This is a genomic window from Apibacter sp. HY039, from assembly GCF_004023655.1.
GTDB classification, from domain to species: Bacteria; Bacteroidota; Bacteroidia; order Flavobacteriales; family Weeksellaceae; genus Apibacter; species Apibacter raozihei.
Genome location: NZ_SAYM01000002.1, coordinates 545,542 through 570,740 on the forward strand (window position 1 = coordinate 545,542; position 25,199 = coordinate 570,740).

The 25,199-nt window shown below is 33.0% G+C and carries 21 protein-coding genes; 4 read left to right on the forward strand and 17 right to left on the reverse strand.

Going from position 1 to position 25,199, the window contains the following annotated elements:
* Window positions 1-13: 13 nt before the first annotated feature.
* Window positions 14-1,306 (reverse strand): ABC transporter permease, encoded by a 1,293-nt coding sequence (locus tag EQ921_RS06510; RefSeq protein WP_128331033.1) that lies wholly within the window; start codon window positions 1,304-1,306, stop codon window positions 14-16.
* The gene (locus EQ921_RS06515) at window positions 1,299-2,048 is read right to left on the reverse strand and encodes an ABC transporter ATP-binding protein (protein ID WP_128331034.1); all 750 of its coding nucleotides are present in this window, start codon (window positions 2,046-2,048) and stop codon (window positions 1,299-1,301) included. The genes EQ921_RS06510 and EQ921_RS06515 overlap by 8 nt, the downstream gene beginning before the upstream one ends.
* A gap of 314 nt (window positions 2,049-2,362) precedes the next feature.
* Between EQ921_RS06515 and EQ921_RS06520 the strand changes: the two genes are divergently transcribed.
* Window positions 2,363-3,697: an NADP-specific glutamate dehydrogenase gene (locus tag EQ921_RS06520; RefSeq protein ID WP_128331035.1), complete on the forward strand. Its 1,335-nt coding sequence runs from the start codon at window positions 2,363-2,365 to the stop codon at window positions 3,695-3,697.
* Window positions 3,698-3,754: 57 nt separating this feature from the next.
* Here the strand turns inward: EQ921_RS06520 and EQ921_RS06525 are convergent, their stop codons facing one another.
* The 15 genes from EQ921_RS06525 to hutH form a co-directional block, all read right to left on the reverse strand.
* Complete coding sequence (locus tag EQ921_RS06525; RefSeq protein ID WP_128331036.1) at window positions 3,755-6,712, reverse strand: PEP/pyruvate-binding domain-containing protein; 2,958 nt, start codon at window positions 6,710-6,712, stop codon at window positions 3,755-3,757.
* 133 nt (window positions 6,713-6,845) lie between these two features.
* On the reverse strand, window positions 6,846-7,847 hold the full coding sequence (locus tag EQ921_RS06530) for a BtrH N-terminal domain-containing protein (protein WP_128331037.1): 1,002 nt from the start codon (window positions 7,845-7,847) through the stop codon (window positions 6,846-6,848).
* Window positions 7,844-8,263, reverse strand: a complete 420-nt coding sequence (locus EQ921_RS06535) for a hypothetical protein (RefSeq protein WP_128331038.1) — start codon at window positions 8,261-8,263, stop codon at window positions 7,844-7,846. The genes EQ921_RS06530 and EQ921_RS06535 overlap by 4 nt, the downstream gene beginning before the upstream one ends.
* A complete protein-coding gene (locus tag EQ921_RS06540) occupies window positions 8,263-8,715 on the reverse strand; it encodes a hypothetical protein (protein ID WP_128331039.1) in 453 nt (150 codons plus the stop codon). The genes EQ921_RS06535 and EQ921_RS06540 overlap by 1 nt, the downstream gene beginning before the upstream one ends.
* A 3-nt stretch (window positions 8,716-8,718) precedes the next feature.
* Window positions 8,719-9,147, reverse strand: a complete 429-nt coding sequence (locus EQ921_RS06545; RefSeq protein ID WP_128148795.1) for a hypothetical protein — start codon at window positions 9,145-9,147, stop codon at window positions 8,719-8,721.
* Window positions 9,148-9,151: 4 nt separating this feature from the next.
* Complete coding sequence (locus EQ921_RS06550; RefSeq protein WP_128331040.1) at window positions 9,152-10,285, reverse strand: beta-ketoacyl-ACP synthase III; 1,134 nt, start codon at window positions 10,283-10,285, stop codon at window positions 9,152-9,154.
* Window positions 10,285-11,208, reverse strand: coding sequence for a dialkylrecorsinol condensing enzyme DarA (locus EQ921_RS06555; RefSeq protein WP_128331041.1), 924 nt, complete (start codon window positions 11,206-11,208; stop codon window positions 10,285-10,287). The genes EQ921_RS06550 and EQ921_RS06555 overlap by 1 nt, the downstream gene beginning before the upstream one ends.
* Window positions 11,209-11,214: 6 nt before the next feature.
* A complete protein-coding gene (locus tag EQ921_RS06560; RefSeq protein WP_128331042.1) occupies window positions 11,215-12,078 on the reverse strand; it encodes a lipid A biosynthesis acyltransferase in 864 nt (287 codons plus the stop codon).
* Window positions 12,079-12,089: 11 nt separating this feature from the next.
* Entirely contained in the window at window positions 12,090-12,329 is a 240-nt protein-coding gene (locus EQ921_RS06565) for a phosphopantetheine-binding protein (RefSeq protein ID WP_128153259.1), read from the reverse strand.
* 207 nt (window positions 12,330-12,536) lie between these two features.
* Entirely contained in the window at window positions 12,537-13,889 is a 1,353-nt protein-coding gene (locus EQ921_RS06570; RefSeq protein WP_128331043.1) for a hypothetical protein, read from the reverse strand.
* Window positions 13,890-13,907: 18 nt separating this feature from the next.
* Window positions 13,908-16,313 (reverse strand): TonB-dependent receptor plug domain-containing protein, encoded by a 2,406-nt coding sequence (locus EQ921_RS06575; protein WP_128331044.1) that lies wholly within the window; start codon window positions 16,311-16,313, stop codon window positions 13,908-13,910.
* Between the two features lie 411 nt (window positions 16,314-16,724).
* Window positions 16,725-17,354, reverse strand: coding sequence for a hypothetical protein (locus EQ921_RS06580; protein WP_128331045.1), 630 nt, complete (start codon window positions 17,352-17,354; stop codon window positions 16,725-16,727).
* A 53-nt stretch (window positions 17,355-17,407) separates the two neighbouring features.
* On the reverse strand, window positions 17,408-18,625 hold the full coding sequence (locus EQ921_RS06585) for a beta-ketoacyl synthase (RefSeq protein WP_128331046.1): 1,218 nt from the start codon (window positions 18,623-18,625) through the stop codon (window positions 17,408-17,410).
* Complete coding sequence (fabG, locus tag EQ921_RS06590) at window positions 18,622-19,359, reverse strand: 3-oxoacyl-ACP reductase FabG (protein WP_128148813.1); 738 nt, start codon at window positions 19,357-19,359, stop codon at window positions 18,622-18,624. The genes EQ921_RS06585 and fabG overlap by 4 nt, the downstream gene beginning before the upstream one ends.
* A gap of 12 nt (window positions 19,360-19,371) precedes the next feature.
* The gene (gene hutH / locus EQ921_RS06595) at window positions 19,372-20,889 is read right to left on the reverse strand and encodes a histidine ammonia-lyase (RefSeq protein ID WP_128331047.1); all 1,518 of its coding nucleotides are present in this window, start codon (window positions 20,887-20,889) and stop codon (window positions 19,372-19,374) included.
* Between the two features lie 77 nt (window positions 20,890-20,966).
* Here hutH and EQ921_RS06600 point away from each other — a divergent pair, with 77 nt between their 5' ends.
* The 3 genes from EQ921_RS06600 to EQ921_RS06610 all read left to right on the forward strand — a co-directional run bounded on the left by EQ921_RS06600 (window position 20,967) and on the right by EQ921_RS06610 (window position 25,196).
* On the forward strand, window positions 20,967-22,205 hold the full coding sequence (locus tag EQ921_RS06600; RefSeq protein WP_128331048.1) for an NAD(P)/FAD-dependent oxidoreductase: 1,239 nt from the start codon (window positions 20,967-20,969) through the stop codon (window positions 22,203-22,205).
* Window positions 22,206-22,413: 208 nt separating this feature from the next.
* Window positions 22,414-23,895 carry a C45 family peptidase gene (locus EQ921_RS06605; RefSeq protein ID WP_255424451.1) on the forward strand — a complete coding sequence of 494 codons (1,482 nt, stop codon included), beginning with the start codon at window positions 22,414-22,416 and terminating at the stop codon, window positions 23,893-23,895.
* The gene (locus EQ921_RS06610) at window positions 23,895-25,196 is read left to right on the forward strand and encodes a phenylacetate--CoA ligase family protein (protein WP_128331050.1); all 1,302 of its coding nucleotides are present in this window, start codon (window positions 23,895-23,897) and stop codon (window positions 25,194-25,196) included. Before EQ921_RS06605 ends, EQ921_RS06610 begins: the two co-directional genes overlap by 1 nt.
* Window positions 25,197-25,199 lie beyond the last annotated feature (3 nt).

The following is a 25,199-nucleotide window of genomic DNA, read 5'->3' on the forward strand; positions in this document are numbered from 1 at the left end:
TTTTTACATATGTTTAGATAGAATTCCTCTTATTATTGTAAAATACTGACAACCATAATGTCAAAATGAAAAAAGATAATAAAAACAATAAGTTCGGATAGACCTGAAGCAATGAACTATTTCTTAATATAATATCATAAAAAGAAGACAATCCCCAATTCATTGGAGTTAACACAGAGATTTTCTGCATAAATTCCGGCATAATGAAGGTAGGTACCCATACACCACCCAGTGCCGCTAAAATAATTACCAATATGGCTGCAAAAGGAGCTGTCTGCTCCTGAGTACGGGCTATAGTTCCTATTAGTATACCTAGTCCTATCGCTGATAGGCCTGAACAAAGTGCTATGATAAACATTTCGATAAGTCTGTTTCCTGTATCAAAAGGAATTAGTCCCAAATATGGAAAAATAAAAATTCCGATTAAAAGCATTAATGAAAATTGAAGCAGACAAATCAGGCTATAAGTTATTATTTTACCTGTTAATATTAGTGTATAGGAAACAGGACTGGTTCTTAACCTTATAAAAGTTCCTGAATTTTTTTCTTTGACTATATTACTTGCCAGGGGTATAATAATAAAAAATATTCCGAATAACGACCAGGCAGGTACGTTATGTTGTACGGCATTAGGTATAACCGCGTCTTTTCCTTGCTGAGCAATAATTTCTTTAAAAGAGAGCAGAGAATTATTGGATAGTTCCTGAGCAACATTAATATCCATTTTCTCCTGAAAAATTTCATAAACCTTGCTTGATTCTATTTCGGCAACCATTTTGTCTATAGTGTTTTTAACCGAATTTCTGAAAGTTTGTCCTGCTGCCGGATCAAAATATATGACAATTTCCTGGGGTTTCCATTTTTGTTGATTTTCAACCTCAGTATTTTCTTGGTTGCTTTCTTCTCCTGTAAATTGCTCTAATATTTTATCTACATTCTCTTCAACTCTGGTGTTAATTTGTTTACTCAATCCTGCAGGAACAATTATTGCTATCTGAAATTTTCCTTCACTCACCCAGGTACGAGCCTGATGCTCGGTAAGCATCTTCCCGTTGTCAGAGCTGACAATTTCAAAAAAACTGGAGCTCTTTAAATCCCGTTCTATTATTTTAGCAATATCGCCTTTATCATTATCTACTAATATTATAGGCATTTTAGCTTCTCCTACAGCTTTAAAGGTGCTATTTTGTATAAGGGTTACAATAACAATTAAAATTGAAGGCATGATAAACAAAACTGCTAAACCACCCCAGTCTCTAATTAACAGAAGTAATTCTTTTATTACTGATGCTACAAGCTTACGCATAATCCCTTAATTCTTTACCTGTAAGATTTATAAATACATTCTCCAGATTTTCAGCTCCATCAACACTTTCAATTAATTGTTTCGGTGTGCCTTGTGCTATAATTTTACCCAAATCAATAATAGCAATCTGAGAACAAAAATTTTGAGCTTCGTTTAAATGGTGAGAAGTATATATAATTGTTGCTCCTTCCTTATTTAAACGCTTTAAATAATTCATAATAGACTCTTTTGACTGTACATCTACCCCTACCGTTGGTTCATCTAAAAAAATAATTTCCGGTTTATGTAAAATGCCTGATAAAATATTGATCCGTCTTTTCATTCCACCAGAAAATGTACGAATTTGCTTATGAGCAAATTCTGATAAGCCAACTTCATTTAACCCTTCATTAATTCTAAATTTTAATTCATGAGAAGGAATTCCGAAAAGACTTCCGAAATAAGTAAGATTTTCATAGGCAGTAAGAGTTGGATACAATGCATATTCTTGAGGAACCACTCCTATAAAGTTCTGAATTTTCCTTGCATCTTTTTTATATGATAATCCATTTAACAGAACCGTTCCTGAAGTAGGGTTTAACAACCCACAAAGAATTGATATAAGTGTAGTTTTCCCAGCTCCGTTAGGCCCTAATAATCCATAAACCTGATGCCTTTTGATAGTCAGGTTTAAATTATTTATAGTGAAATATTGATTCCCTTTAAAAATTTTATGTAAACTGTTGACTTCAATTATAGGCATGTTGCAAAATTAGAAAATTATATGATATTACAGCTGGTCTTTCTTTTCATTGCTATTAGTTTTTAAAACTAAACACATATAACTGATTATAAGTAAATTAAATAAAATAATCCTGAAAACCTTTTTTTATTTGTTATCATATAAAACGAAATAAAAGCTTATTTTTTATTTTTTCTATCGTTATTATTTAAAAAATACTTTCTTAAATTCTAAAATTAAACTAAATTTATATCTAGATTATGTTATCTGACTTCCAAGTTAGTGTGCAAATAAGAAAAATCATTCTATCAACCTAAATCATACGTAAAACATCAATGAAAACACCACAAGTATTAGATAATCTAAAACGCAGGTTCCCTAATGAACCTGAATATCTTCAGGCTGTAAAAGAAGTTTTGGAATCAATAGAAAATGTTTATAACCAACATCCTGAATTTGAAAAGACAAACCTGATTGAAAGACTTTGTATTCCTGAAAGAATATTTACATTCAGAGTTACCTGGGTAGATGATAAAGGACAAGTAATAACTAATATGGGATACAGGGTACAGCATAATAATGCGATAGGTCCTTATAAGGGTGGGCTTAGATTTCACTCTTCCGTTAACCTTTCCATACTTAAATTTTTAGCTTTTGAACAAACTTTCAAAAATGCGCTAACTACTTTACCTATGGGAGGCGGTAAAGGTGGATCTGATTTTAATCCCAAGGGTAAATCTAATACTGAAATAATGAGATTCTGCCAGGCTTTTGTGACAGAACTCTGGAGGCATATTGGTCCTGATACGGATGTTCCTGCCGGTGATATTGGTGTAGGTGGACGGGAAGTTGCTTATATGTTTGGTATGTATAAAAAATTAGCCCGTGAGTTTACTGGTACTTTTACCGGTAAAGGATTAACTTTTGGAGGTTCGTTAATACGACCCGAAGCTACAGGCTACGGAAATGTTTATTTTCTTCTTGAAATGCTGAAAACCAAAAATATAAGTATTAAAGGGAAAAAATGTCTTGTTTCCGGATCTGGAAATGTTGCTCTTTATACGTGTGAAAAACTCATTGAATTGGGTGCTATCCCTGTAACACTTTCTGATTCTAACGGATATATTTACGATCCGGATGGAATAACAACTGAAAAATTAGAATTCGTGAAGGAATTGAAAGAAATTTACAGAGGCAGGATACGTGAATATGCTGAAAAGTATAATTGTAAATATGTCGATGGCGGAAGACCTTGGAATGAAAAAGCGGATATAGCCCTTCCTTCTGCTACTCAGAATGAATTAAACGGAGATGATGCGGTTGCTCTTATTTCTAATGGAGTACTGGCAGTTTCTGAAGGAGCAAATATGCCTTCTACTCCTGATGCTGTAGAAGTTTTCCTTGAAGCAAAAATTTTATATGCTCCGGGAAAAGCAGCTAACGCCGGAGGAGTTTCTGTTTCCGGACTTGAAATGTCTCAAAACTCAGAAAGGCTGAGCTGGTCACAGGAAGAAGTTGATAATAAACTTAAAAAAATTATGTCTGATATACATGAAAGTTGTGTCAAATATGGACAGGAAGATGATGGTTTTATTAATTACGTAAACGGAGCTAATATAGCCGGATTTATGAAAGTTGCCAAGGCCATGATCGCACAAGGAATTGTTTAACTATATTGATCCGATTTATTAAAAGATAAAAAGGCAGTTTAAAAACTGCCTTTTTTATTATTCCGGTTTCAATACAAGACCGCATTTTTTCTTGCCGTTGGTTTTAATAATAATAGGCTGATTAAATCGAATGTGCCTTATAAACTGTGATTCGAAAATGGCTGGCTGTTCATTCAGATATTTTTCGTCGAAAGTTCCTTCTCCTTCGTGATATGAATTGATAGTATAGTATCCTACTCCAAACGAGGTAAGATTCTGAAAAAAATGAGTTCCCTGACTGGGTTCAATACGGTAATTTTCCAATCCGGATTCAACGAGAAGCCTTGCATTGGTTACGTAAGACCATTTTATAGGAATTCCTAGCCAGGGATCGCTACTTCCCCATCTTCCGGGACCAACCAGCACATATCCTCTGTCTCCTTCCGTAAAATCTTTGTTTAGTTTTTCAATTTCGTAGGCTATCTGTTGATTATTGGATGCATTAAATCCTTCGGACTTGACATATATTATATCATACACATCATCTACAATACCATTTCCTAAAGCATTATTTGAGGTTAAAATAGTTTGCTGTTCGGGAATCTGAGACAAATCTTCATTCATAACTTCTTTGTTATGAACAATAGGGCGTATCTGTAAGAGATAAAAAGCAGCTTTTTCTTTATCTAATATATTTACAGCAAACTCTATTTCTATATCTCTTCCCATTTCTTCTTTTGTAATTTTAAGAATTTTTTGCAGCATGATAGATAATGGAAAAAGTTCGTGTTGTAAAATGCCGGCACAGGATATAATTTTTCTTCCTCCTTCATAAAATCCATCATAAATAATTTGCTCCATAGGTTCATATGTAGATACTACATATCTTAATGAACCGTCACCGATTGCTTCCTTTATATTTAATTTGAGAAGATTAAAGCCGTCATTAATCGTGAATTCACTATCAATATCTTCCATATTAAGCGCATAGAACTGCCTCTGGGTTTCTTTTAAAGCAAAATCTACAGTACTTAACTGAAGAATGTTATTAGGGTGATAGGGAGAGAATCTAAGTGTTGTCCCTCCATCAACAATATATTTTCCTAACCCGAATGCGATGTTTACAATGCCTTCCTCAGCTTTTTCATAATCAATGGGATAAAAATTTAATGAGCGAGTAACTCCTGATAGTGTTGGATAAAATTTATTTCCAAATTGACTTCCAACTACTTCTTGCAAAACAATAGCCATTTTCTCTTCATCAATAACATTGTGTGTTGCTGTCATATATGCTTTACTGTCTTTATAAAACACGGATGCATACACTGATTTGACTGCATCTTTTACCAGCTGCAACATTTTCCCTCTGTCTTCAAGGTTGGGAACCATATAAGTTGAATAAATTCCTGCAAATGGCTGATAGTAAGAATCTTCAAGCAAACTTGAGGAACGAACTGCCAATGGTGTTTTGATAGCATTAAAAAATGCCAGAAAATCTTCATCTAATCTTTCCGGTAATTCTCCTTTTAGAAAATGATGCAGTATTTCCTGATCTTCAGCATCTGAAAGCGCAATGGAATATAATTTATTCTTTTCCATAAACTCATCAAATATATCCGTACACAATACTACTGTTTTAGGAATTGTTACGGGAAAATTGGAATACTCATTCAGTTCCAGATGGGTTTTGATTATATTTCCTAAAAAAGCCAATCCTCTTCCTTTTCCTCCTAAAGATCCGTCTCCGATACGTGCATATTCAGAATATTCGTCAAACCGATCTTTATCAAAAACAGCAATTACTCCTGTATTTTTCATTCTACGATATTCAATGATTGAATAGTATATCAGCTGACGAGCATCATCAAGACTCGTGTTTTCTATATTAATCCTTCTCAACATTTCCGCAATAGGGAAAATAGCTATGGAATAAAGAAACCTTGAAAAATGATTATGCGACATATGATACTTCAATGAATCATCCGGAATCTGCATAATCGTTCGTTGTAAGTCTTTTAAACTTCTTAATCTGTAAATTTCTTCTTTTGTTTGAGGATTAATAATTACAAAGTCTCCAAAACCTAGTTGCTCTACAATTTTTTCTCTCAGATCATGAGGATAGCTTTTGGAATTTTTATCTATAAAGTAACAATTTAACTTTTGTGCATATTCTATATTAGTTGGATCCGATGAATTGAAAATGATAGGCAAAAACTGGTCTTGCTCTCGTATCCACTTTGCTAAATAATAGCCTGCCAGTTTTTCTTTCACTCCCTCCCGTTTATAACTCATATCGGTAATAACTCCCAGCATATTGCCTTTATACTGTTCGTATATCTGGCTGGCTTCTTCGTAACTTCTTGCTAACAAAATTTTAGGTCTTCCTCTCATCCTAAGCATTTTCTGGTGCTCATTCAATGCTTCTTTTGAAAACTCCTTAGATTCTTCTAAAACTATTTGAAATAAAGAGGCTAATGCTGAGGAATAAAATCTAACGGAGTCTTCCACCAGCAATATAACCTGCACTCCTACTGTCTGTACGTCATGTTCCACGTTCATAGAGTCTTCTATAAGCTTGATTATAGCTAAAAGTAAGTTGGAATTCCCCAACCAGCTAAAAACATAATCAACAAAACTTAAATCTGCTACTGATAAACGCTTAGATACTTCTTTAGAAAAAGCAGTTAAAACTACCATAGGTATTTCAGGGTAATTTTCTTTGATATGACGGGCGGTTCCAAACATATCAATATCATCCATATTAGGCATAAAAATAACCAGTTCGTACCTATTATCTTTGAGATTCTCAAATGCTTCTTCTTCTGTAGACACTTGAGTAAACCTTGGTGGATATCTTAAATTAAGAGATGTGTACTCATCAAATATCTGCTCGTCTATTCTACCATCTTCTTCGAGAATAAACAGATCATACTTTATAGCAATCAAAAGTATATTGAAGATTCTTTTGGTCATTAAACTGGCAAAAGAGATATCTTTAAATTGAAATCTTTTCAGATCCTGTGCCGTATTTTGCATATTGAATTTGGATTAAGTAAGTATCTGCATTTTTCTTAATAAATGAAGAAAGATACAAATTTATGTAAAACCAAGCTTCAAACGAAAGCTATAAAATTTAAGGTAGAATTCAGAGAAGTTAATTGAGTACAATTTAAAGACGTATTATGGTCTTTAATTTTTTAAAAAAAGCTTCTTCTCTGTAGGATAAATTCATTAATTGCTTAGATAATTCTTCATACATGGAACTTCCGGTAGTTCGGTTTTTATATACACGTGAAATATTTAAGGCAAAATCTCTCCATTCATCTCCAATTTCAGTCATTTCTTTAGACATTTCTTTTAGTTCCGGTTTCTTTAATACTGAAGATGCTTCTTGTAAAAAGGCTGCATAGATATACCGAAAACCACCTCCTCCGGTGCCTATTTCCTCCTGCATTCTGATTAACTGCCCTAAATAATGATTGGTTTTTTTAATACCAATACTATTAGGCCATTTTTTTATATTTTTTGCTACCCACCTCATAGCTCTAACCCCTACTATGGGTACTGGAGCCAACATATCATTGCAGGTTTGTTTAATTCCTTTAATGATAGCCTGTTCTAAATTTATTTTTTCAGGAATGTAAGTCAGGTAGTACATATGTCCTTTAGGTGGAAGCGCTCCTTTTGCAAATCTCACTTTTTCCAGTTCTTTTTCTGTTAGCTCTACCGGATATTCAATTACAGGATCGCTGATTAAATATTTATCTTTTTCTTTTCCGTAAACTACAAGATTATGAGCATTAAAGTGAAATCTATATTCATCCGGAAAATATACCAGGTTGAAAACTCCTACCTGCAGGCCAACAGGAATTTTATTTTCAAGCATAATATCCAATGTTGACTGAGCTTTTTGTGGCGAGGAAAATTTTTTCCTTTCTATTTTAAATCCTAACCTTTTTGAAAGTCTTTTAAAAATAAATCCGGGCATAGGCCTGTAACTGAATCCAGGGGCATGATTTACTCTTAAAAAAGGTAAATAAACAAAAAATAAACCGGATCCTATTCCAAAAGCCATAGGTTCTGATATATTAACTCCTTTATTTTTTAATAGATTGGACGCTACTCCATTTTCGCAATGGGCCGATTGATGATGTTCAAACTCTAGTTTCATTGTTGTAATCCCGGATATTTTGAAATGTCTTTTAGTTGTTCTATGTTTATACCAAAAGCTTCGGCATACTTTTGAAGTGTTTTAGTCTTTAATTTATAAAAATTCGCGGGCTTCATATGTCTTTTGACAAACCAACTCCATATATGTGTATAGCTGGACAAAATAGATACATCCATTTTATTAACTTCCATATAGTAGGCAATAGGACTTAATTCTCCTGCTAAAACTTTAGACCTGGCATCCTCTACTCTTTCTTTTATTAAATCCATGGACTCATCCTGAGCCAAGGTTTTTGCTTCCCAGCCAGTACTTAAAACCGTAGTATATTTTCCCTCCTCATCTACAGCATAATATAAATCTTTTATATTGCTTTTGACTAAATTTCCTTCATCTTGGGGTACTTGTTCTTTTTTCATTAGGATTGAGTTTGTACTAACATTTTCATTTCAGATTCAAAAACTTTTTGTTTCCCTTTGTAACTAAAACCTTTAACATCTATGATTTTCAGTTCCGGAGATTTAAACACCAAATCCACTACAGTTGTTGTAATGAGTTTTTCACCTATTTCCGGTAAGTCCATAATTGACAATTTTTTTATTGAACTGATGAAACCTAAAGTTTTTTCTTCATCCTGAAAATCAGTATTATTTATATCAGCAAAAAGTGCTTTCAAAAAGACAAAACTGGTCTGTGCCATATTTTCAATAAGTCCTGTTTCCTGAAGCTTACCTTCTGTTACGAAAATACAATCTTTTTTTATTTGATAAGAAGTTTTTATCTCAAACCCTTTAATACTTAAAATTTCATCAAGCATTATAATGGGAGCCCTATGCGGGATATATTCTTCTATTTTATCAAAATCGTTCATAAATCAGTTAGACTGTACAAGTCTCATTTCTCCTTGTGCTATTATTTTATCATTATAAATTACTTCTGCACTGACAATGACAACTCCTAATATTTCATTGAGCTTGGTAATATGAGTCTTAATAGATGTGCCGGATAATGGAAGTGCATATACATGTAATTTCCTAATTGAGCCAATATAACCCTCCGGGGCCGGAACTCCATTTTTGTAAAATTCATATCCCATATGCATCGCAGTTGTCTGAGCCATATTTTCAATCAAACCACTTTCTTCTAAGTAGCCCGCCTGATTAACAAATATATGATCCTGAGGAATGAAAAAGACAGAGGTAGCATCTTCTTCTGAATAATTCAGAAGCTCATCAACTAACAATACTGGCTCACGCTGAGGTATTAATTTTTTTATATTATCTTTAGTAACTAATGCTTCCATACTTTTAGCAAACTTCTAGTAAAGCATTTACATATGAAAAACGTCCACTTTCCGGAACCGCTAATATAATTTTATCTCCTTTCTTTAAAGTACCGGAATTAACCAGCTCTTCCAATTGCAGATAACTGGATGCTGCTCCTACATTACCTACTTTATTGAGATTAATAAACCATTTATCTTCTGGAATTTCAAGTCCCAGATTCGCCAGCTCTTCATATAATTTATCTTTAAAGTAAAACGAAGAAATATGTGGTAAAAAATATGTGATTTCTTCTTTGTTAAATGAGTGTTTTTCAAAAGCTTTTTTTACACTCAACGCTCCTTTTTGAATAACGTTACTATTTAATATTTTAATATCTTGTTTTAAAGAAAAAACAGATTCGTCCAACCATATTTTAGGATCCATATCGCTCCATGGCTTAAGAGTTCCGTCTTCATTTTTTAATGCTCCGGCATACATACATGTTTCCAATTCATTTGCATAGGAAATAGCATGAATCCATTTTATTTTTAATGGAGTTTTTCCGTTAGGCTTGTTTTCCAGAAGAACTGCGCCGGCACCATCAGAAAGCATCCATCGTAAAAAATCTTTTTCAAAAGCAATAATAGGATTTTCTTCTAATGGAGTTAAATTTTCGATTTCAGGATTAAATTTTTCGGCTTTCATCCAGGAGGAAAGTTTTTCAGAGCCGACACAAACTGCATTTTCGGTATTCCCGGATAAAACGGAAAGGTAACCAAATTTTAATGCATTCATTCCTGAAGTACAAATTCCTGCTGCAGAGTTTATTTCTACATTATGTTTAAACATCCCATGTATCATACTGGCATGTGAGGGTAATAATTGATCCGGAGTAGAACTTCCGCAAGATAATAGTTCTATATCTTCCTCTTTAACAGCACCTGAATTTATTAAGTTTTTGATTGCTTCAAACGCCAACTCTGCATTACTATGGGAAGGAGTCCCATCTTCTGCAATTGCATAATATCTGGTTGTAATTTTATTATTTCTTAAAACTATTGATTTAGCTTTAGAAGGTTTTCCGTTAATATATCCAAGTTTTTCTTCCATCCTGTCGTTAGTAATCGGTTCATTAGGTAAGAACTTACTAACTGCAGTTATGTATACTTCATTCATTATTTCAAAATTACAGATTTATAATAGTTAACGCTTTTCTTAAATAGAAAATATGTAGGCAAATATATTAAATTAAATAGTAATGTAACTACAGGAGCTATTCCCCACAGGGCTATTAAAAGATAATAATAAAATACTTTTAACCAGGGTTCTCTGGATTTTTGTCCTGGCCCTCCTTTTTTTATAATAAAACGTGCCCATTTTGAAAATAGAAATGTTCCTCTTTTCTCAATAAAAACGAGAAGAGGTTTTACATGAACTGCTCCTTTCGATAAAAGTTGTTCCTGAAGATGATTCCATTTTCCTTTTTTTAGAGAATCAAGTATTGATTCTCCAAATTTATCAGACTCATTTATATCTTTATCAGGTACACCCGGCTTAGGAAAAATACCCAGATAAGAAGTTTTCTCTCCTTTAAATAACCAATGTAAAAGCGTAATGAGACTTACATGATTGTTTTGCCTGTCAGTAAACACTATATTCCCTACAAGTTTTGCTTTCAGATTTACCAGTTGCAGTTTCATTTTTTCTTGTGCCATTACCCACATATTCCTACAGCCAATAATGGTGATGACCTTGGTATTTTCAAATAACTTTTTAGCCTGATGGCTTTTTAAAAAAGAAATAACCGGAAGTGAAACAGATAAAAACCATATTTGATAGCTGAGTATGATTAGATCGTAACGGTCAGATAAAATATCATTTTCATGAGTATCCAACTCCATAGGGATTTGTAAAAAAGTCTCTGGAAATACATCAAAAAACTCATTTTTTGTCCAAGGAAAAGGAAATTTATGTACGGGCTTAATCTGGTAATAGGTTAATTTTACTTCAGCATCTTTGGTTAAAGGCTTGACAATATTATCTACTATATCTTTTTGCTGACCTGTTTGCGAATAATATACTATTAAAACGTTTTTCATTTTTTGTTATTTCCAAAAATTATAATAATTAAACCATTGTAACGGATATTTTTCCAGCATTCCTTCAATATTATGAATATATGATTCTAAAAGTCCCTGTGCATCTCTGTTTTTAAATTCAGCTTTTCTTGCATAGAAATGATAATGTTTATTTTTTTCTCTCATTACATAAACAAATAAAACCGGACATTGCAATCTGGAACTGATAAGAAACGGACCTGCAGGGAATTTTGCAGTTTGTCCTAAAAAATCAGCTTCCAATGTCTTGTTTCCTGGAAAGTAACGATCTCCTGTAAAACATATGATTTCTTCATTACTTAAAACTTCGTTAATTCTGAATATATGAGACATATCATTTTGTACGACAATAAAATCAATTTTAGGTTTAGCGGTGACACTTTCCAAATATTTTTTTATAGCTTTTCTTTCTTCGTCTGTAGTGACCAAATGAATTTTCTTTTCAAATTCATCCATAAAATGCTGAGAAACTTCAAAGTTACCTATATGAGCACTGATCATCACCCCTCCTTTTTGTTCCTGTGCTAGTTGATGTATTAATTCAATTCCATCAAACTCATACGTAAATTTATTTTCAAGGCCTGAAGTAATAGCAACTTTATCTATAAGGGTTTGTCCAAAAACATAGTTGTTCCGGTAGGTATTTACTATACTATTTAGGAAGGTGTTTTTTCTACGGAAACGAAAATATTTGTATATTTCTCTGGTTTGCCTGTAATTGAACAGGCAATAGTATAATGATACAAAAAATAATAAGAAATATGCGGAATTTAATCCTATTTTTTTTATTATAAATGTAAAAATCTTATATCCTGTTACGGTACCTTTTGATTTTCCTTCCCATTCTGCCATGGTAGGGGGCTTTATAATCGGTTCTCAATCAATGAATAAAAATCTTCAAAAGTATTTACACCTTCAAAATCCTTTTTTTCTAATTTCACTCCGAATTTATTTTTTATTGCAACTACTAAATCCACAAAGTCTAAACTATCAAGCTCCAACGTTGTTTTAAGTTCTGCTTCAGGTTTTATCAAATCCGAATCAACTTCGAATTCTTGGACTAAAAGCTCATTGGTAACTTTTATGATATCCTCTTTTGTAATGGTATTCATTTTATTATATTAACAACTGATTTATCTGCAAAAGTACATAATTTGTCTCTTTTAACCAATCAAAAATATTTTATATTATACTAAAGTTTGAGAAATAGATAATTTTATAACACATATTTCAGTATCGCTGATTATTAAAACATAAAAAAATCCCTCAAAGATTTAATCTTTGAGGGATTTTTATAACATAATGTATTATTAAAAAGCTCCGATAAATTGAGCTCCGGCTCTATTTTTCAGTTTTGCTCCTTTAGTTACAGCTCCTGTGTTTCTGTCTATCACATAAATATTTCCGTCTTTTCCAACGGGAGATATAGCTACATAGACTTTACCTCCGTGTGCTAAAATTCCTTGGTGTTGAAAGAAATACATATCAACATCATAAGGTAAATCAACCTGAACTGCAGTTTTTGCATTTAAATCTATACGTGCTAAATAGCTCTGAGGATTATTAGTCAATGTTGAAACAGCTGCCCCATTATGAGAGTACATTAAATAGGCAATTCCGTTCCCTGCGTATTTCCATGTTTCTACAGTTACTCCCTGAACGCCTAAGGCTGTATCTAAATTAAACACATAGGAATCATCGTATTCATTGCTTTGATTTATTTTCAAGATGTGTCCTCCATCCTGATCTCTCGATGTAGCCTGGTATACATTACCATCATCAGATAAGAAACTGTTTAAACTTCTGTATCCTGAAGTATCTCCATGACTGATGGTTGAAGTAATAACTTTAGGATTTGTTAACGAAGGGTAATCAAGAATTATGGTTTTTGAACCTAATTTTGCATAAGTAGTATTATCGACTTGTCCGGTTGCCGGATTTATTTTTCTCATCCAGGTTCCTATGTATAATTTATTACCTGCTCCGTTTAACGCCGGTGAGTCCATTCTGAAAACATAGTGTCCCAAAACTTCTTCTGCAGAAGTTAATGGTACTTCAAAGGAAACATTTGTCTTAATTTGAGGATTTTGTAAGTCAATAGCAACTGTTGTTACTGTACCTCTTGTGTATTGATAAACTTTATTATCATATTTATTAGTAACTCCTGAAATATTATTAGCGATTCCCGTTCTATCGTTGTCGTATAATTTACCCCAACGAGGCGCGCTAGTTACGTAGGGTTCTATATTTACTGATGTTCCTTCCTGAACAAAGTTGGATCCCCCTCCGATTTTATATCTGCTGAATATACCTCCGTTATCTCCGGTATAAGGCAAAGCATATAATGTATTTCCATCGGTAGATGTATATAATCTTGAAGTTCTTTGCGAGGGTACTATAAACCCGTTATCAAAGATACTGATTTCTTTTTCAGGATTTTTAGCATCTTCTTCACTTAACGAATATATAACCATTCCTCCGTTTCCATCTCCGGGAACAGTACCTTGTAATGAACCTGCAATGGTAATCCAACGATTATTATCACTGCCGGGAGTTCCTCCATTATTTTCGGAGATGTCGTCACTGCTACAATTAATCATTGTACCAGATATAATGCCCGCTACTAACGCTAGTCTCAGGCTTTTTATAATTCCTTTTTTCATATTTTTTTTGATTTTTATTTATAATAAATAGTTTAATTTAACATAAAAAGCTCTTCCGGGTTTCTGTACGGCAAAATTGTCAAAGGCCTGCTTATCAAAAATATTTTTAGCATCCAGACTAATCATAAAATGCTGGTTTGGAAATTTGTATGTAATTCCCACATCGTGTATATTTTGACTAGGCACTTTAAAATGATCGGCTCCTTGCAATTTTTCTATCAAGAGGCTATTAAATTCTCCAACAAATCGAAAGTTATAATAAAGAATAAGTCTTGAACCTTTACTTAGTATATTTTTAAAACTATACTGAGCATTTGTATTCATAGTAAAATAGGGTTCGTTGGGTAATTGTTCTTTATAAGTATAAGTTTCTTTTTTATTATTCATAAAAGATTTGAATCTAGATAGATTAAAAAATAATCTTAAATTGTCTTTATATGAATAATTAAATTCTAAATCAATTCCTCTGGACATTGTTTTCAATTGATTTTTACTTTGATATGTTTCCTGAACCGATATATTTTTTGTAATTTCAAACTCGTAAATCCGGTCTCTGGTGTCTCTGATAAATCCGTTTACTGAAATTCCTGCTTTATGAAATTTACCAATTTCATACGGTCCGGCTTTAAAGCCCAGATTGTAATTATTACTTTTTTCCGGTTTTAAGTAAAAGTTTTCCTGTTTATTGTCTGCAACATTTCCAAAAACCTCTCCTTCGCTAGGCATCCTGATAGCTTTTTCAGCTGAAGCCATAATCATTATTGAATTTGAAATTAAATAAGATGCCGCAAATCCATAGCCATTTTCATTGACGTCTGACTGATCTTTCTTCAAAACTCTTACATCCTGATTCAATTCATTTTTGACAGCTATTGGCTTAGTCCTTTCAATTGATTGCATGTAATACTTACCAAATAGCGAGGTTTTAAGCTTTTCTTCAAAAGCTGTTAACTCATAAGATAGTGCAAAATTATTTTTGGTAATTTTATTACTCTCATTGTATAAATTTTCTACTACAGCTCGTAACTCATCATTATCTTTTCTATTCTGATGAAAAAATAAATAATTAAATGAAAAACTGTGATGATTGTTTATTTTATATGAAACTCCTGCATTTGCACTGGCTGATTTTCTATCAATATGATTGATGGTAGCGGTTCCCTGCTGGGCTCCGTAAGAGGAACGGACCGGCCTGCCATTCAAATCTATAATGGGTTTTCCATTCCAGTTATATGCCAGTCTATTGGTATCACTTAATAATTGTTTTCTTTCCGTATAAATAGCTCTGAAATTTATATCTAAGCCTGAAGTTAAGAAATCTTTTTTATTATATGCAATACTGGCTATGTGTGCATTTCTTTTTGCATATCTTCCCATATAAGCGCGGTTCATAAACCTACCATGCTGAATTTCATTATAATCAAAACTATTACTGTATCCGATTAAAAATTTATCTGCCCACTTCGTTTTTGTTACTCCTATTTCCGTAATACTTCCGTAGGAATAGTATGCATCATTGAATCTTCTAGCCTTAATATATTCTATAGTACCGTTGGGATTTGTATTGTATATACTTCTTCCCCATACTTTATAATCATTGTCTGAATAATTATAAAACATGGAAGTTTTGAAAGTAAAACCGGATTTAGCTCTGTAGTTGGCTGAAAAATTTGCCTGTGTGGTATTAAAAGAACCATACGACAACGATGCACTTAAATTGTTTCGATAATAATTTTTTAAGACAATGTTAATAGCTCCCCCCAAGGCATCGTTTGCCAAATAACCAGGCACTACTCCTTTAAACACTTCTACACGTTCTATCATTGCCGGAGGGATACTGTTAAGACTGAACGAACCTCCATATGTTTCCATCGGTAATCCGTCTATAAATACTTTTATAGAGTTGCCGGTCATTCCATTAATATTAAACTGATAGTTTGATCCCAGCCCTCCATCCTGACGTATTCTTACACCCACTGATTGATCTAAAAGTTCCAGTGTTTGTGTATTTCTTTCAGATGCTTCTTTTGTTTCAATCACATTGACGGCAAAGCCTTTTTTTTCCAATTCAGATTTAACCGATCTGATTTTTGATACTTTTATAGTTTCTAGGGTAACTTCTTTATTTAGAGTAATAGTAGGATCAAATTCTATATTTTGATTATTTATTTTAACCTGAAACTCCTGTGTTTTATTTTTTTCTTTAACGATTAGGACATAGTTACCCGATTCTAAATTAAAAAACTGATATTTCCCCTCCTCATTTGTTTGAGAATTTATTATTTTGTTTGAGTGTTTGAGATTTATTTCTGTATTGCTGACAGGTTTAAAATTCTCATCATATACATATCCGGAAATAGAGTACTGAGCATATAGAACAACAGAAAAAAGAAAAAAAGACCATTGAGCTAGTTTCTTAAACATTTGTTAAATTTTTTTCAAAAATAATTTTTATTTAGAATAAATACAAATAAAACCTCATTTTATATAAACTCTTGTGTATAATTACCGAAACCAACTTATTTTAAACAATTAATAATCAAATTATTATCTCAAATATGCGCTAATAAAACAGACTGATAAATCTTATCTAAACAGATACTAATAATGAGAAAAAATTATGTTCCTAACAGGATTAACTTATTCGTTTTGGTTAATAAAAGCATAAAAAAAGAGAGTCTAAGACTCTCTTTTTTTATGCTTTTATTTTACTATTTATTTCTCTTCAGAAGCTAGTTTGGTATATTCTAAAATTAAATATCCCAGATTTCTCCAATCCGCTGATTCTAAAGGATATTTATTCATAAATTCTTTGCAATCACCAAATAACTCATTTTAGTAATCATTAAAATCTTTTTTCTCTAACCAATATACCTTGTCCCCTTTTTTCACATAATAAGATTTAGTAACTCCTCCTCCTATAGTGGGACCACCTCCGAAAGAAACACCACCTGTTTCTTTTGCCATTGGATCTCCATATACTTCTATTATGCTGCTGAATTCTGGATTAATCAACTGCATAAGATATTCTTTTTTCTCTTTTTTATTTTTTATAGAGACTTCCTGATTTTTTATATAGATATATCCCTGAGATACTATTTTATTCAAACTTTTTCTTCCATAATTATTCACATTTCCAAAAAAAGACTGCATTTTTAACGATTTTTGAAATCCAGAAGGATATAGATACATTTCAGAAATTTGTTCTGCTGTAAACTTTTCCTTTTTTTTGGAAATACTATCTTCTATTTCAATTGATAAAATCAAACCACTTTTTTGTTTAATTCCTGTTTTATACCCTTGTATAATTCTTCCGTCTTTTAAAGTAACCGTAGATATTTTTTTTGAAGAAAAAGCAGTATAAACTGATTCGAAGAGATCTTTTCCCATCTCTAATTTTAATTCTCTATCTGCTTTTTTCTTAGCCTCTTTTTTTCTCTTTGGTCTGAGCAATAAAAGAAACACTCGTAATTGTTGTTAGCACTAAGGCAATAAATAATTTTTTTTCATATATATATTTAATTAATTTTATTCATAATAATTGCTGAATTGGTTCCACCAAATCCGAAGGAATTTGATAAAAAGGTGTCAAATTCAGCATCAATAGTTTTTTTCACTAAATTTAAGTTCTTGGCAGTTTCATCTACCTCTTGCAGGTTTATATTGGGAGCAATAAAATTATTTTGCATCATTATAAGTGAGTAAACTAGCTCACTGGTTCCTGCCATCCAGCATTCGTGACCAGTCATAGATTTTGTTGAACTTACCCACGGGCTGTTTCCGAAAAGAGAATCAATTGCCCGAGCTTCATTAGCATCACCAACAATTGTAGAAGTTGCATGAGCGTTTATATACATAATATCTTCAATCTTTTTGCCGGAATCTTCTACAGCCATTTGCATTGCTCTTCTGGGCCCGTCAACGTTAGGTGATGAAATATGATCTCCATTGGATGAAAATCCATAGCCTGTAACTTCCCCTAAAATAGGGGCTCCACGCTTTATTGCAGAATCATAGCTTTCTAAAATCAGTGTAGCTCCCCCACCACTGGGAACCAATCCATCTCTTAAACGATCAAAGGGTCTGGATGCTTTTTCTGGTTCCTGTTCCTGTGTGGAGAACACGCCTAAACCGTCAAAACTACACATAGCATAGGGATTAACCTCCTGAGCTCCTCCACAAATTATAACATCCTGCAATCCTTGCTTTATAAACATATAGCCCAATCCAACAGAATGTGAACCACTTGCACAGGCCGCACTTATAGTCATGTTAATTCCTTTGATTTTAAACAAAGTAGATAAATTCATGGTTATGGTTGAATTCATTGACTTAAATATAGCTCCGGAACCAACCATAGTCGTATCTTTTGCTTCTCTTATTAAATCAATTGATTCAATCACTGCCTGGGCAACGCTATCGTTACCATATAAAATACCCACTTCATTTTTTTCAAAAAAGTCTAAATCTATCCCGGCATATTGCAATGCTTCTATGGTTGCCTGATAAGCATATTCACCTTCCTGTCCTAAACTTATTCTCTGCCTTCTATTTAATACATTCTTTAAATCCGGTTTTTCAACTATTCCGGTTAAACCGGATCGATAACCAAATTCTTTCCTTTCCTGAGAAAATCTTATTCCAGAGCTTCCCTTATATAAAGATTCTTTTACTTCATGCAAATTTTTCCCTAAACAGGAATAAATTCCCATTCCGGTAACCACTACCCTTCTCATGAATAGATTCCTCCGTTAATGTTAATAACTTCCCCAGTTATATACGCTGCTTTTTCAGAAGCTAAAAAACAAACTAAGTCGGCTACTTCTTCAGCTTTGCCAAAACGATTCATGGGAATCATTTTTTTAAGCTCATTTTCATCAAGTTCGCTGGTCATATCTGTTTCAATGAATCCTGGAGCCACAGCATTAACGGTAATTTTTCGTTTAGCAACTTCTTGTGCCAATGCTTTTGTTGCTGCTACCAAGGCTCCTTTAGCTGCTGAATAATTTACTTGTCCGGCAGTTCCTTTAACTCCTGAAACAGATACTATGTTGATAATACGACCATACCGGTTTCTAACCAATCTTTCTATCAATGTTCTGGTAACATTATAAAAGCCATTTAAGCTTGTATTAATGACTTGGTCCCAAGCTTCATTTTCCATCCACACAAATAAACCATCTGCTGTAATTCCCGCATTGTTAATTATGGTTTCAACCACAGCTTCCGGATTTTCCTTTTGCCAGCTTTCCAAAACCGATAATGTTTGTTCCCTGTTAGAAACGTCAAAAGGTATTAATTCTGCAAAACCACCGAATTCTTCAATTCTACGTTTGGTATCTTCCGCCTCGGACTGGTTAGAACGATAATTGATCAGCACAGAATATTTTAATTCTTTTGCTAATTTCAGGCATATTTCTTTTCCTATCCCACGGGAACCTCCTGTAACTAAGGCATACTTCGTTTTCATAGAACTGTTTTATTATTTCTTTAGATATTCTTTAATTTTCATCAGCGGTTCACTCAAAATATCATCCTGATCAAATTTTGGTACTATTTTTCTAATTTCAGTGTATAATTTTTTTCCTTTCTCCGAAATTTCATCTTCATATTTTAGATAATCTACTGCCTGAATAAGTGTCAAAACATAAATTGAAAGCACTTCGTAAGTATTATCTATTACTTTTTCAGTTAACAAGGCTGCATTTGTTCCCATGCTTACTATATCCTGATTATCTTTATTGTTAGGAATACTGTGTGTGTATATAGGCGTAGCGAGCGTTTGGTTTTCAGCAGTAGTAGATGTTGCTGTAAATTGGGCGGCCTGCATTCCAAAATTAAGACCTAAAGTACCTAAATTAACAAATGCTGGTAATATCTCATTAAGCGATGGGTTTAATAAGTAATTCAATTGTCTTTCCAGCAACATACTTAATTTAGTTATACAAATTCTTAATTTGTCCATTTCTAAAGAAACATAATCTCCATGAAAATTTCCACCATGATAAACATTTCGTGTATTTATGTCTACAATGGGATTATCATTTGCTGAATTTACTTCATTAATCAAAATAGTCTCTACCTGATTAATTGTGTCTTGTATAGGCCCTAATATTTGCGGTACACAACGTAAAGAATAGTATTCCTGAACTTTTTCTTTAAAAACAGATTCATTTCTATTTCCTGTATATAAGTGGTCTTCTCTTTTTCTTATTAATTTACTATCTGAAACAATTCCTCTGATTTCTTTAGCTATATTTTGTTGCCCCTGATGTTTTTTTACTCCATTCAATTCTTCTGAAAAATGGTCATCAAATGCTTGCACTATTTCATTAATTAAAGCTGAGGTAAGAATACTCCAATTCAACAATTTTTTAGCATACCAGATATTGACCAATCCTATACCGGTCATTACAGAAGTTCCGTTAATCAATGCCAATCCTTCTCGTAAATGAATTTCTATGGGCTGAATATTTTCTTTTTTGAAAACAACTTGTGCATCAGTAATTTCTCCTTTATACCAAAGTTTACCCTCTCCTATCAGCCCTAAAGCCAAATGTGCCAGCTGGACTAAATCTCCGCTAGCTCCTACACCTCCATGCTTATGTATGACAGGATATATTTCCTTATTAATAAATTCTTTCATCAGATTTATTACTGAAATATGGACTCCTGAATTTCCTAATGATAAAGTTTGTAAACGTGCCAGTAACACAGCGCGGGCATAAACAGGGGATAAAATTTCACCCATTCCCGCAGAGTGGCTTCTAATCAGATTATACTGTAATTGCAATTGATCCTTTTCACTGATACGATATTGGGCCATAGGACCAAAACCTGTATTTACTCCGTAGATGATTTTATTTTTCGCAAACTCTTTTAAAAAAGAAAAACTATTCTCTATTCTCTCCAATGTACTGTTTTCCAATTCAATTCCTTCATTATAAAGAACAACCGATTCAAAACTATCAAAAGAAATCAGGTCAGAAATTTTTACCATAGTAATTTATCATTAAAATATAAGTTCGCAAAGTTAGTTATTTTTATAAATTTGTCATTGAATTAGCAAAACTAATCATGAAAAAAGAAACTGTAGATGTTCTTATTATCGGTGCCGGTCCTTCCGGTGCTGTTTCTGCCGGAATTCTGGCTAAGAACGGAATCAACTTCAAAATTGTTGATAAAGAAAGATTTCCGAGATTTGTTATAGGTGAAAGTTTACTTCCGCGGAGTATGGAACACTTTGAGGAAGCTGGTTTGTTGGATGACCTTATGAAATATGGATTTGAAAAGAAAATCGGTGCTCGCTTCCTTCGTGGGGAAGATGTATGCTGGTTTAAATTCAATGATAAATTTACAGATGGCTGGGATTGGACATGGCAAATACCTAGGGCCGAATTTGATAAAGCTATTACTGATTCTTTGGAATCTAAGGGGATCAAAATAGACTTTGAAACCAAAGTAGAAAGTATTACGTTTAATGGTTCTGAATCTCTATCTGTTATTAGCGATGCTCAGGGAAATAAAACAGAAGTTCACGCAAAATTCATAATTGATGCCAGTGGATATGGCAGAGTTTTACCTGAAATTGAAAATCTGGAAGCCCCTTCTGTTCTCGCTCCTAAAACTTCTATGTTTGTTCATGTTAAAGACAGTAACAAACCCGAGGGTATAGAAGGCCCCACCATTACTTTTGATGTGTTGGAACTTGAGCACTGGTTTTGGATGATTCCTTTTTCAAATGGAATAACTTCTTTAGGACTAGTTGCTCCGTCGGATTATTTCCCAAAGAATGATAGCTATGATAAAGAGTCGTTTTTCAGAGATATAATCAGAAGAAGTTCATATTATAAGGACAGATTTGAAGATGTTGAATTTGTCTTCGAACCAAAACAAATCATCGGCTATTCAAAATCTGTAAAAAAACTTTATGGCAATGGCTATGTTCTTACTGGTAACAGTTCGGAATTTCTTGATCCGGTTTTTTCTTCAGGTGTATGCTTTGCGACAGAATCCGGAAGCCTTGCCGCAAAACTTATATCCAAGCAGTTAAAAGGTGATGTTGTTGACTGGGAAAAAGAATATTCTGAACATATTGCCTGGGGTGTCGATGTTTTTCGTTCTTACATTCAGGACTGGTATTCCGGAGACTTGCAGGAATTTTTCTTTCATAAAGAAGAAAACCCTGAAGTCAGAAGAAAAGTTTGTTCCGTTTTAGCCGGATATGTATGGGACAAAAATAATCCGTTCGTTTCCAAACATAATCGTGCTGTAAAGGCTATTGCCAATATGATACGGGAAGGTAAAAACAGTTAATACTAAATTTCAGACTATTAAATATATAAAAACATATAAAATAGTTCAGTGGCTAATCACCGGAAGTTTAGCCACTCTCTTTTTTTCTTGTTCTGTACAAAAATTACCCGATTATGAAAAGTATCCTTCATTAGTAAATGATAGAATAAAAATTACGGATGACTTTTACAAATCCGGAAACAATATTCTTAAAAAAAATACTCAGGGAATCTGGGAATTATACACGGAAGGAAATCCTTTAGAAAGAGGGCTGGCAAATGGGATACTGACTCAAGAGCTAACATATAATCAGGAAAAAATCTTTACAGATAAAATCAAAGAATTTATTCCTTCTCCCTTTTATCAAAAAATACTTAAAAAATTTGTTCTTTTTTTCAACAGGGAACTGTATAAAAATGTACCTGAAGAGTATTTAATTGAACTTTATGGGATGTCTAAATATGCTTCTGAAGATTTTAATTTTATTGCTAAACCTTATTGGAGAATGTTATATTTTCATGCAGCTCATGATATTGGACATTCTTTACAGGATTTGGCTTTAGTGGGTTGTACCTCATTCGCTGCATGGGGTGATAAAACTGCTGATGGTAAATTACTTATCGGACGTAATTTTGATTTTTATGTTAATGATAGCTTTAATAAAAACAAAGTTATTGCTTTTGTGAGTCCTGATCGGGGATATAAATACGCTATGGTGACCTGGCCGGGTATGATAGGGGCAGTATCCGGCATGAACATGAAAGGACTAACGGTTACTATTAATGCTGGAAAATCCGGAATTCCTTTTAAAGCAAAAACTCCTATTTCTTTTGTAACTAAAGAAATATTACAATACGCTAAAAATATTGAGGAAGCTATTCAAATTGCTAAAAACAGAGAAGTTTTTGTTGCCGAATCAATTCTGGTTGGAAGTAGTGAGGATAATAGAGCGGTGACTATTGAAGTTTCTCCTAATAAATTTGGAGTTTACGAAACAGACAATACTGATTTTTTAATCTGTGCCAACCATTTTCAAAGCAATGAATACAAAGAAGATAAACGCAATCGTAAACAAATTGCTGAAAGTCACTCTATGTATCGGTTTAATAAAATGAAAGAGCTGCTAACTTCTGCACCTTTATTGACTCCTTCTGCAGGAGCAGAGATTCTAAGAAATAAACAAGGATTAAACGAATTGCCTTTAGGAATGGGTAATGAAAAGGCTATTAATCAGCTATTGTCTCATCATGGAATATTATTTCAGCCAGATAAAAAGATTTTATGGGTGTCTGCAAATCCTTATCAATTAGGAGAATTTGTAGCGTATGATTTAAATAAGGTTTTTAGTACTTTTCCTTTACAAAAAGAAATATCTAATTTATCTGAAACAGATTTAAATATAGCTGAGGATCCTTTTCTGTATTCTTTACCCTATTCTCAATATGAAGAATACAGAATACAGAGCCGCCATCTAATCACAAAATTTAATAAAAACCGTACAGTCAGCAACGAATATTTAAACTCCTATCTTAGTTTAAACCCTGAGTATTGGGAAAGTTATTTTAATGTGGCTGAATATTATTTCAGACATAAAAATTTTTCTAAGGCATTATTTTATTATAATTTAGCTTTAACAAAAGAAATTTCGACAATACCTGCTCAAACAAAAATTAAGGATCGTATCCTAAAATGTGAAAAGAAATTGCACTAATGAAATCAACACCCATAGATCGAACCAGTTTAGAAAAAATTAAAGAATTTCAGGAAAAAAGGTTGAAAGAACAACTGGAGTATGTAAACAAGTTTTCACCTTATTATTCTAAACTCTTTAAAAACCACTCGATTGACATTTCTGAAATTAAAAGGATTGAAGATTTAGTATATATTCCGGTTACAACAAAAAAAGAATTACAGGCAAATAACCATGATTTTTTTTGTGTTTCCCCTGATAAAATTATAGACTATGTTACTACTTCCGGCACTTCCGGAGATCCGGTTTTATGTATTTCTACAGAAAAAGATTTACATCGGATTGCTTTAAACGAGTCATTATCGTATGAAGAAGCCGGATTATCCAATCAGGATATTATTCAGCTTACTACCACTCTTGATCGTAGATTTATGGCCGGAATTGCATATTTTTTAGGTGCTCAGCAGTCTGGAATAGGAGTCATTCGTGTAGGTTCAGGTGTTCCAGAACTTCAATGGGATACCATTCAAAAGATTAAACCTACCGTACTTGTTTGTGTTCCTTCATTTTTATTAAAAATGATTGAATTTGCAGAGGAAAATTCTATAGATTTTATCAATTCCAGTGTGAAGAAAGCAATCTGCATCGGCGAACCTATCCGAAATCCTGATTTAACCCTGAATGTGTTAGCAAAAAAAATAACTTCTCAATGGAATATCCGTTTGTATTCTACCTATGCATCTACAGAAATGGCAACTGCTTTTACAGAATGTGAATACGGAAAAGGCGGACATCATCATCCGGAATTGGTTATAACAGAATTTCTTGATGAAAACAATCAACCTGTACCCGAAGGCGAACCTGGAGAGTTGACCATCACCCATTTGCAAACGGAAGGTATGCCATTAGTACGTTTTAAAACCGGCGACATCATTCAACCGTTTTATGAAAAGTGTGAATGTGGAAGAGTTTCTTTGCGGGTAGGACCGGTCATTGGCAGAAAAAATCAAATGATTAAATATAAAGGAACAACTCTTTATCCCCCTTCGATGTTTAATTTGCTTAACGATTTTGAAGATATTTGTAATTACGTGGTTGAAATTTCTTCTAACGATATTAATGAAGATGAAATTTTAATAAAAATTGGCGTTAAAAATGCTTCAGAAAATTTATTATCTAAAGTTAAAGATCATTTCAGAGCAAAATTAAGGGTTAGCCCCAGAATTAAATTCATGTCTACTGAAGAAATTGAATTATTAAAAAATCCACCAAATTCCAGAAAAACCAGATTATTAATTGATAAACGAAATTCAGTGATTTAAAAA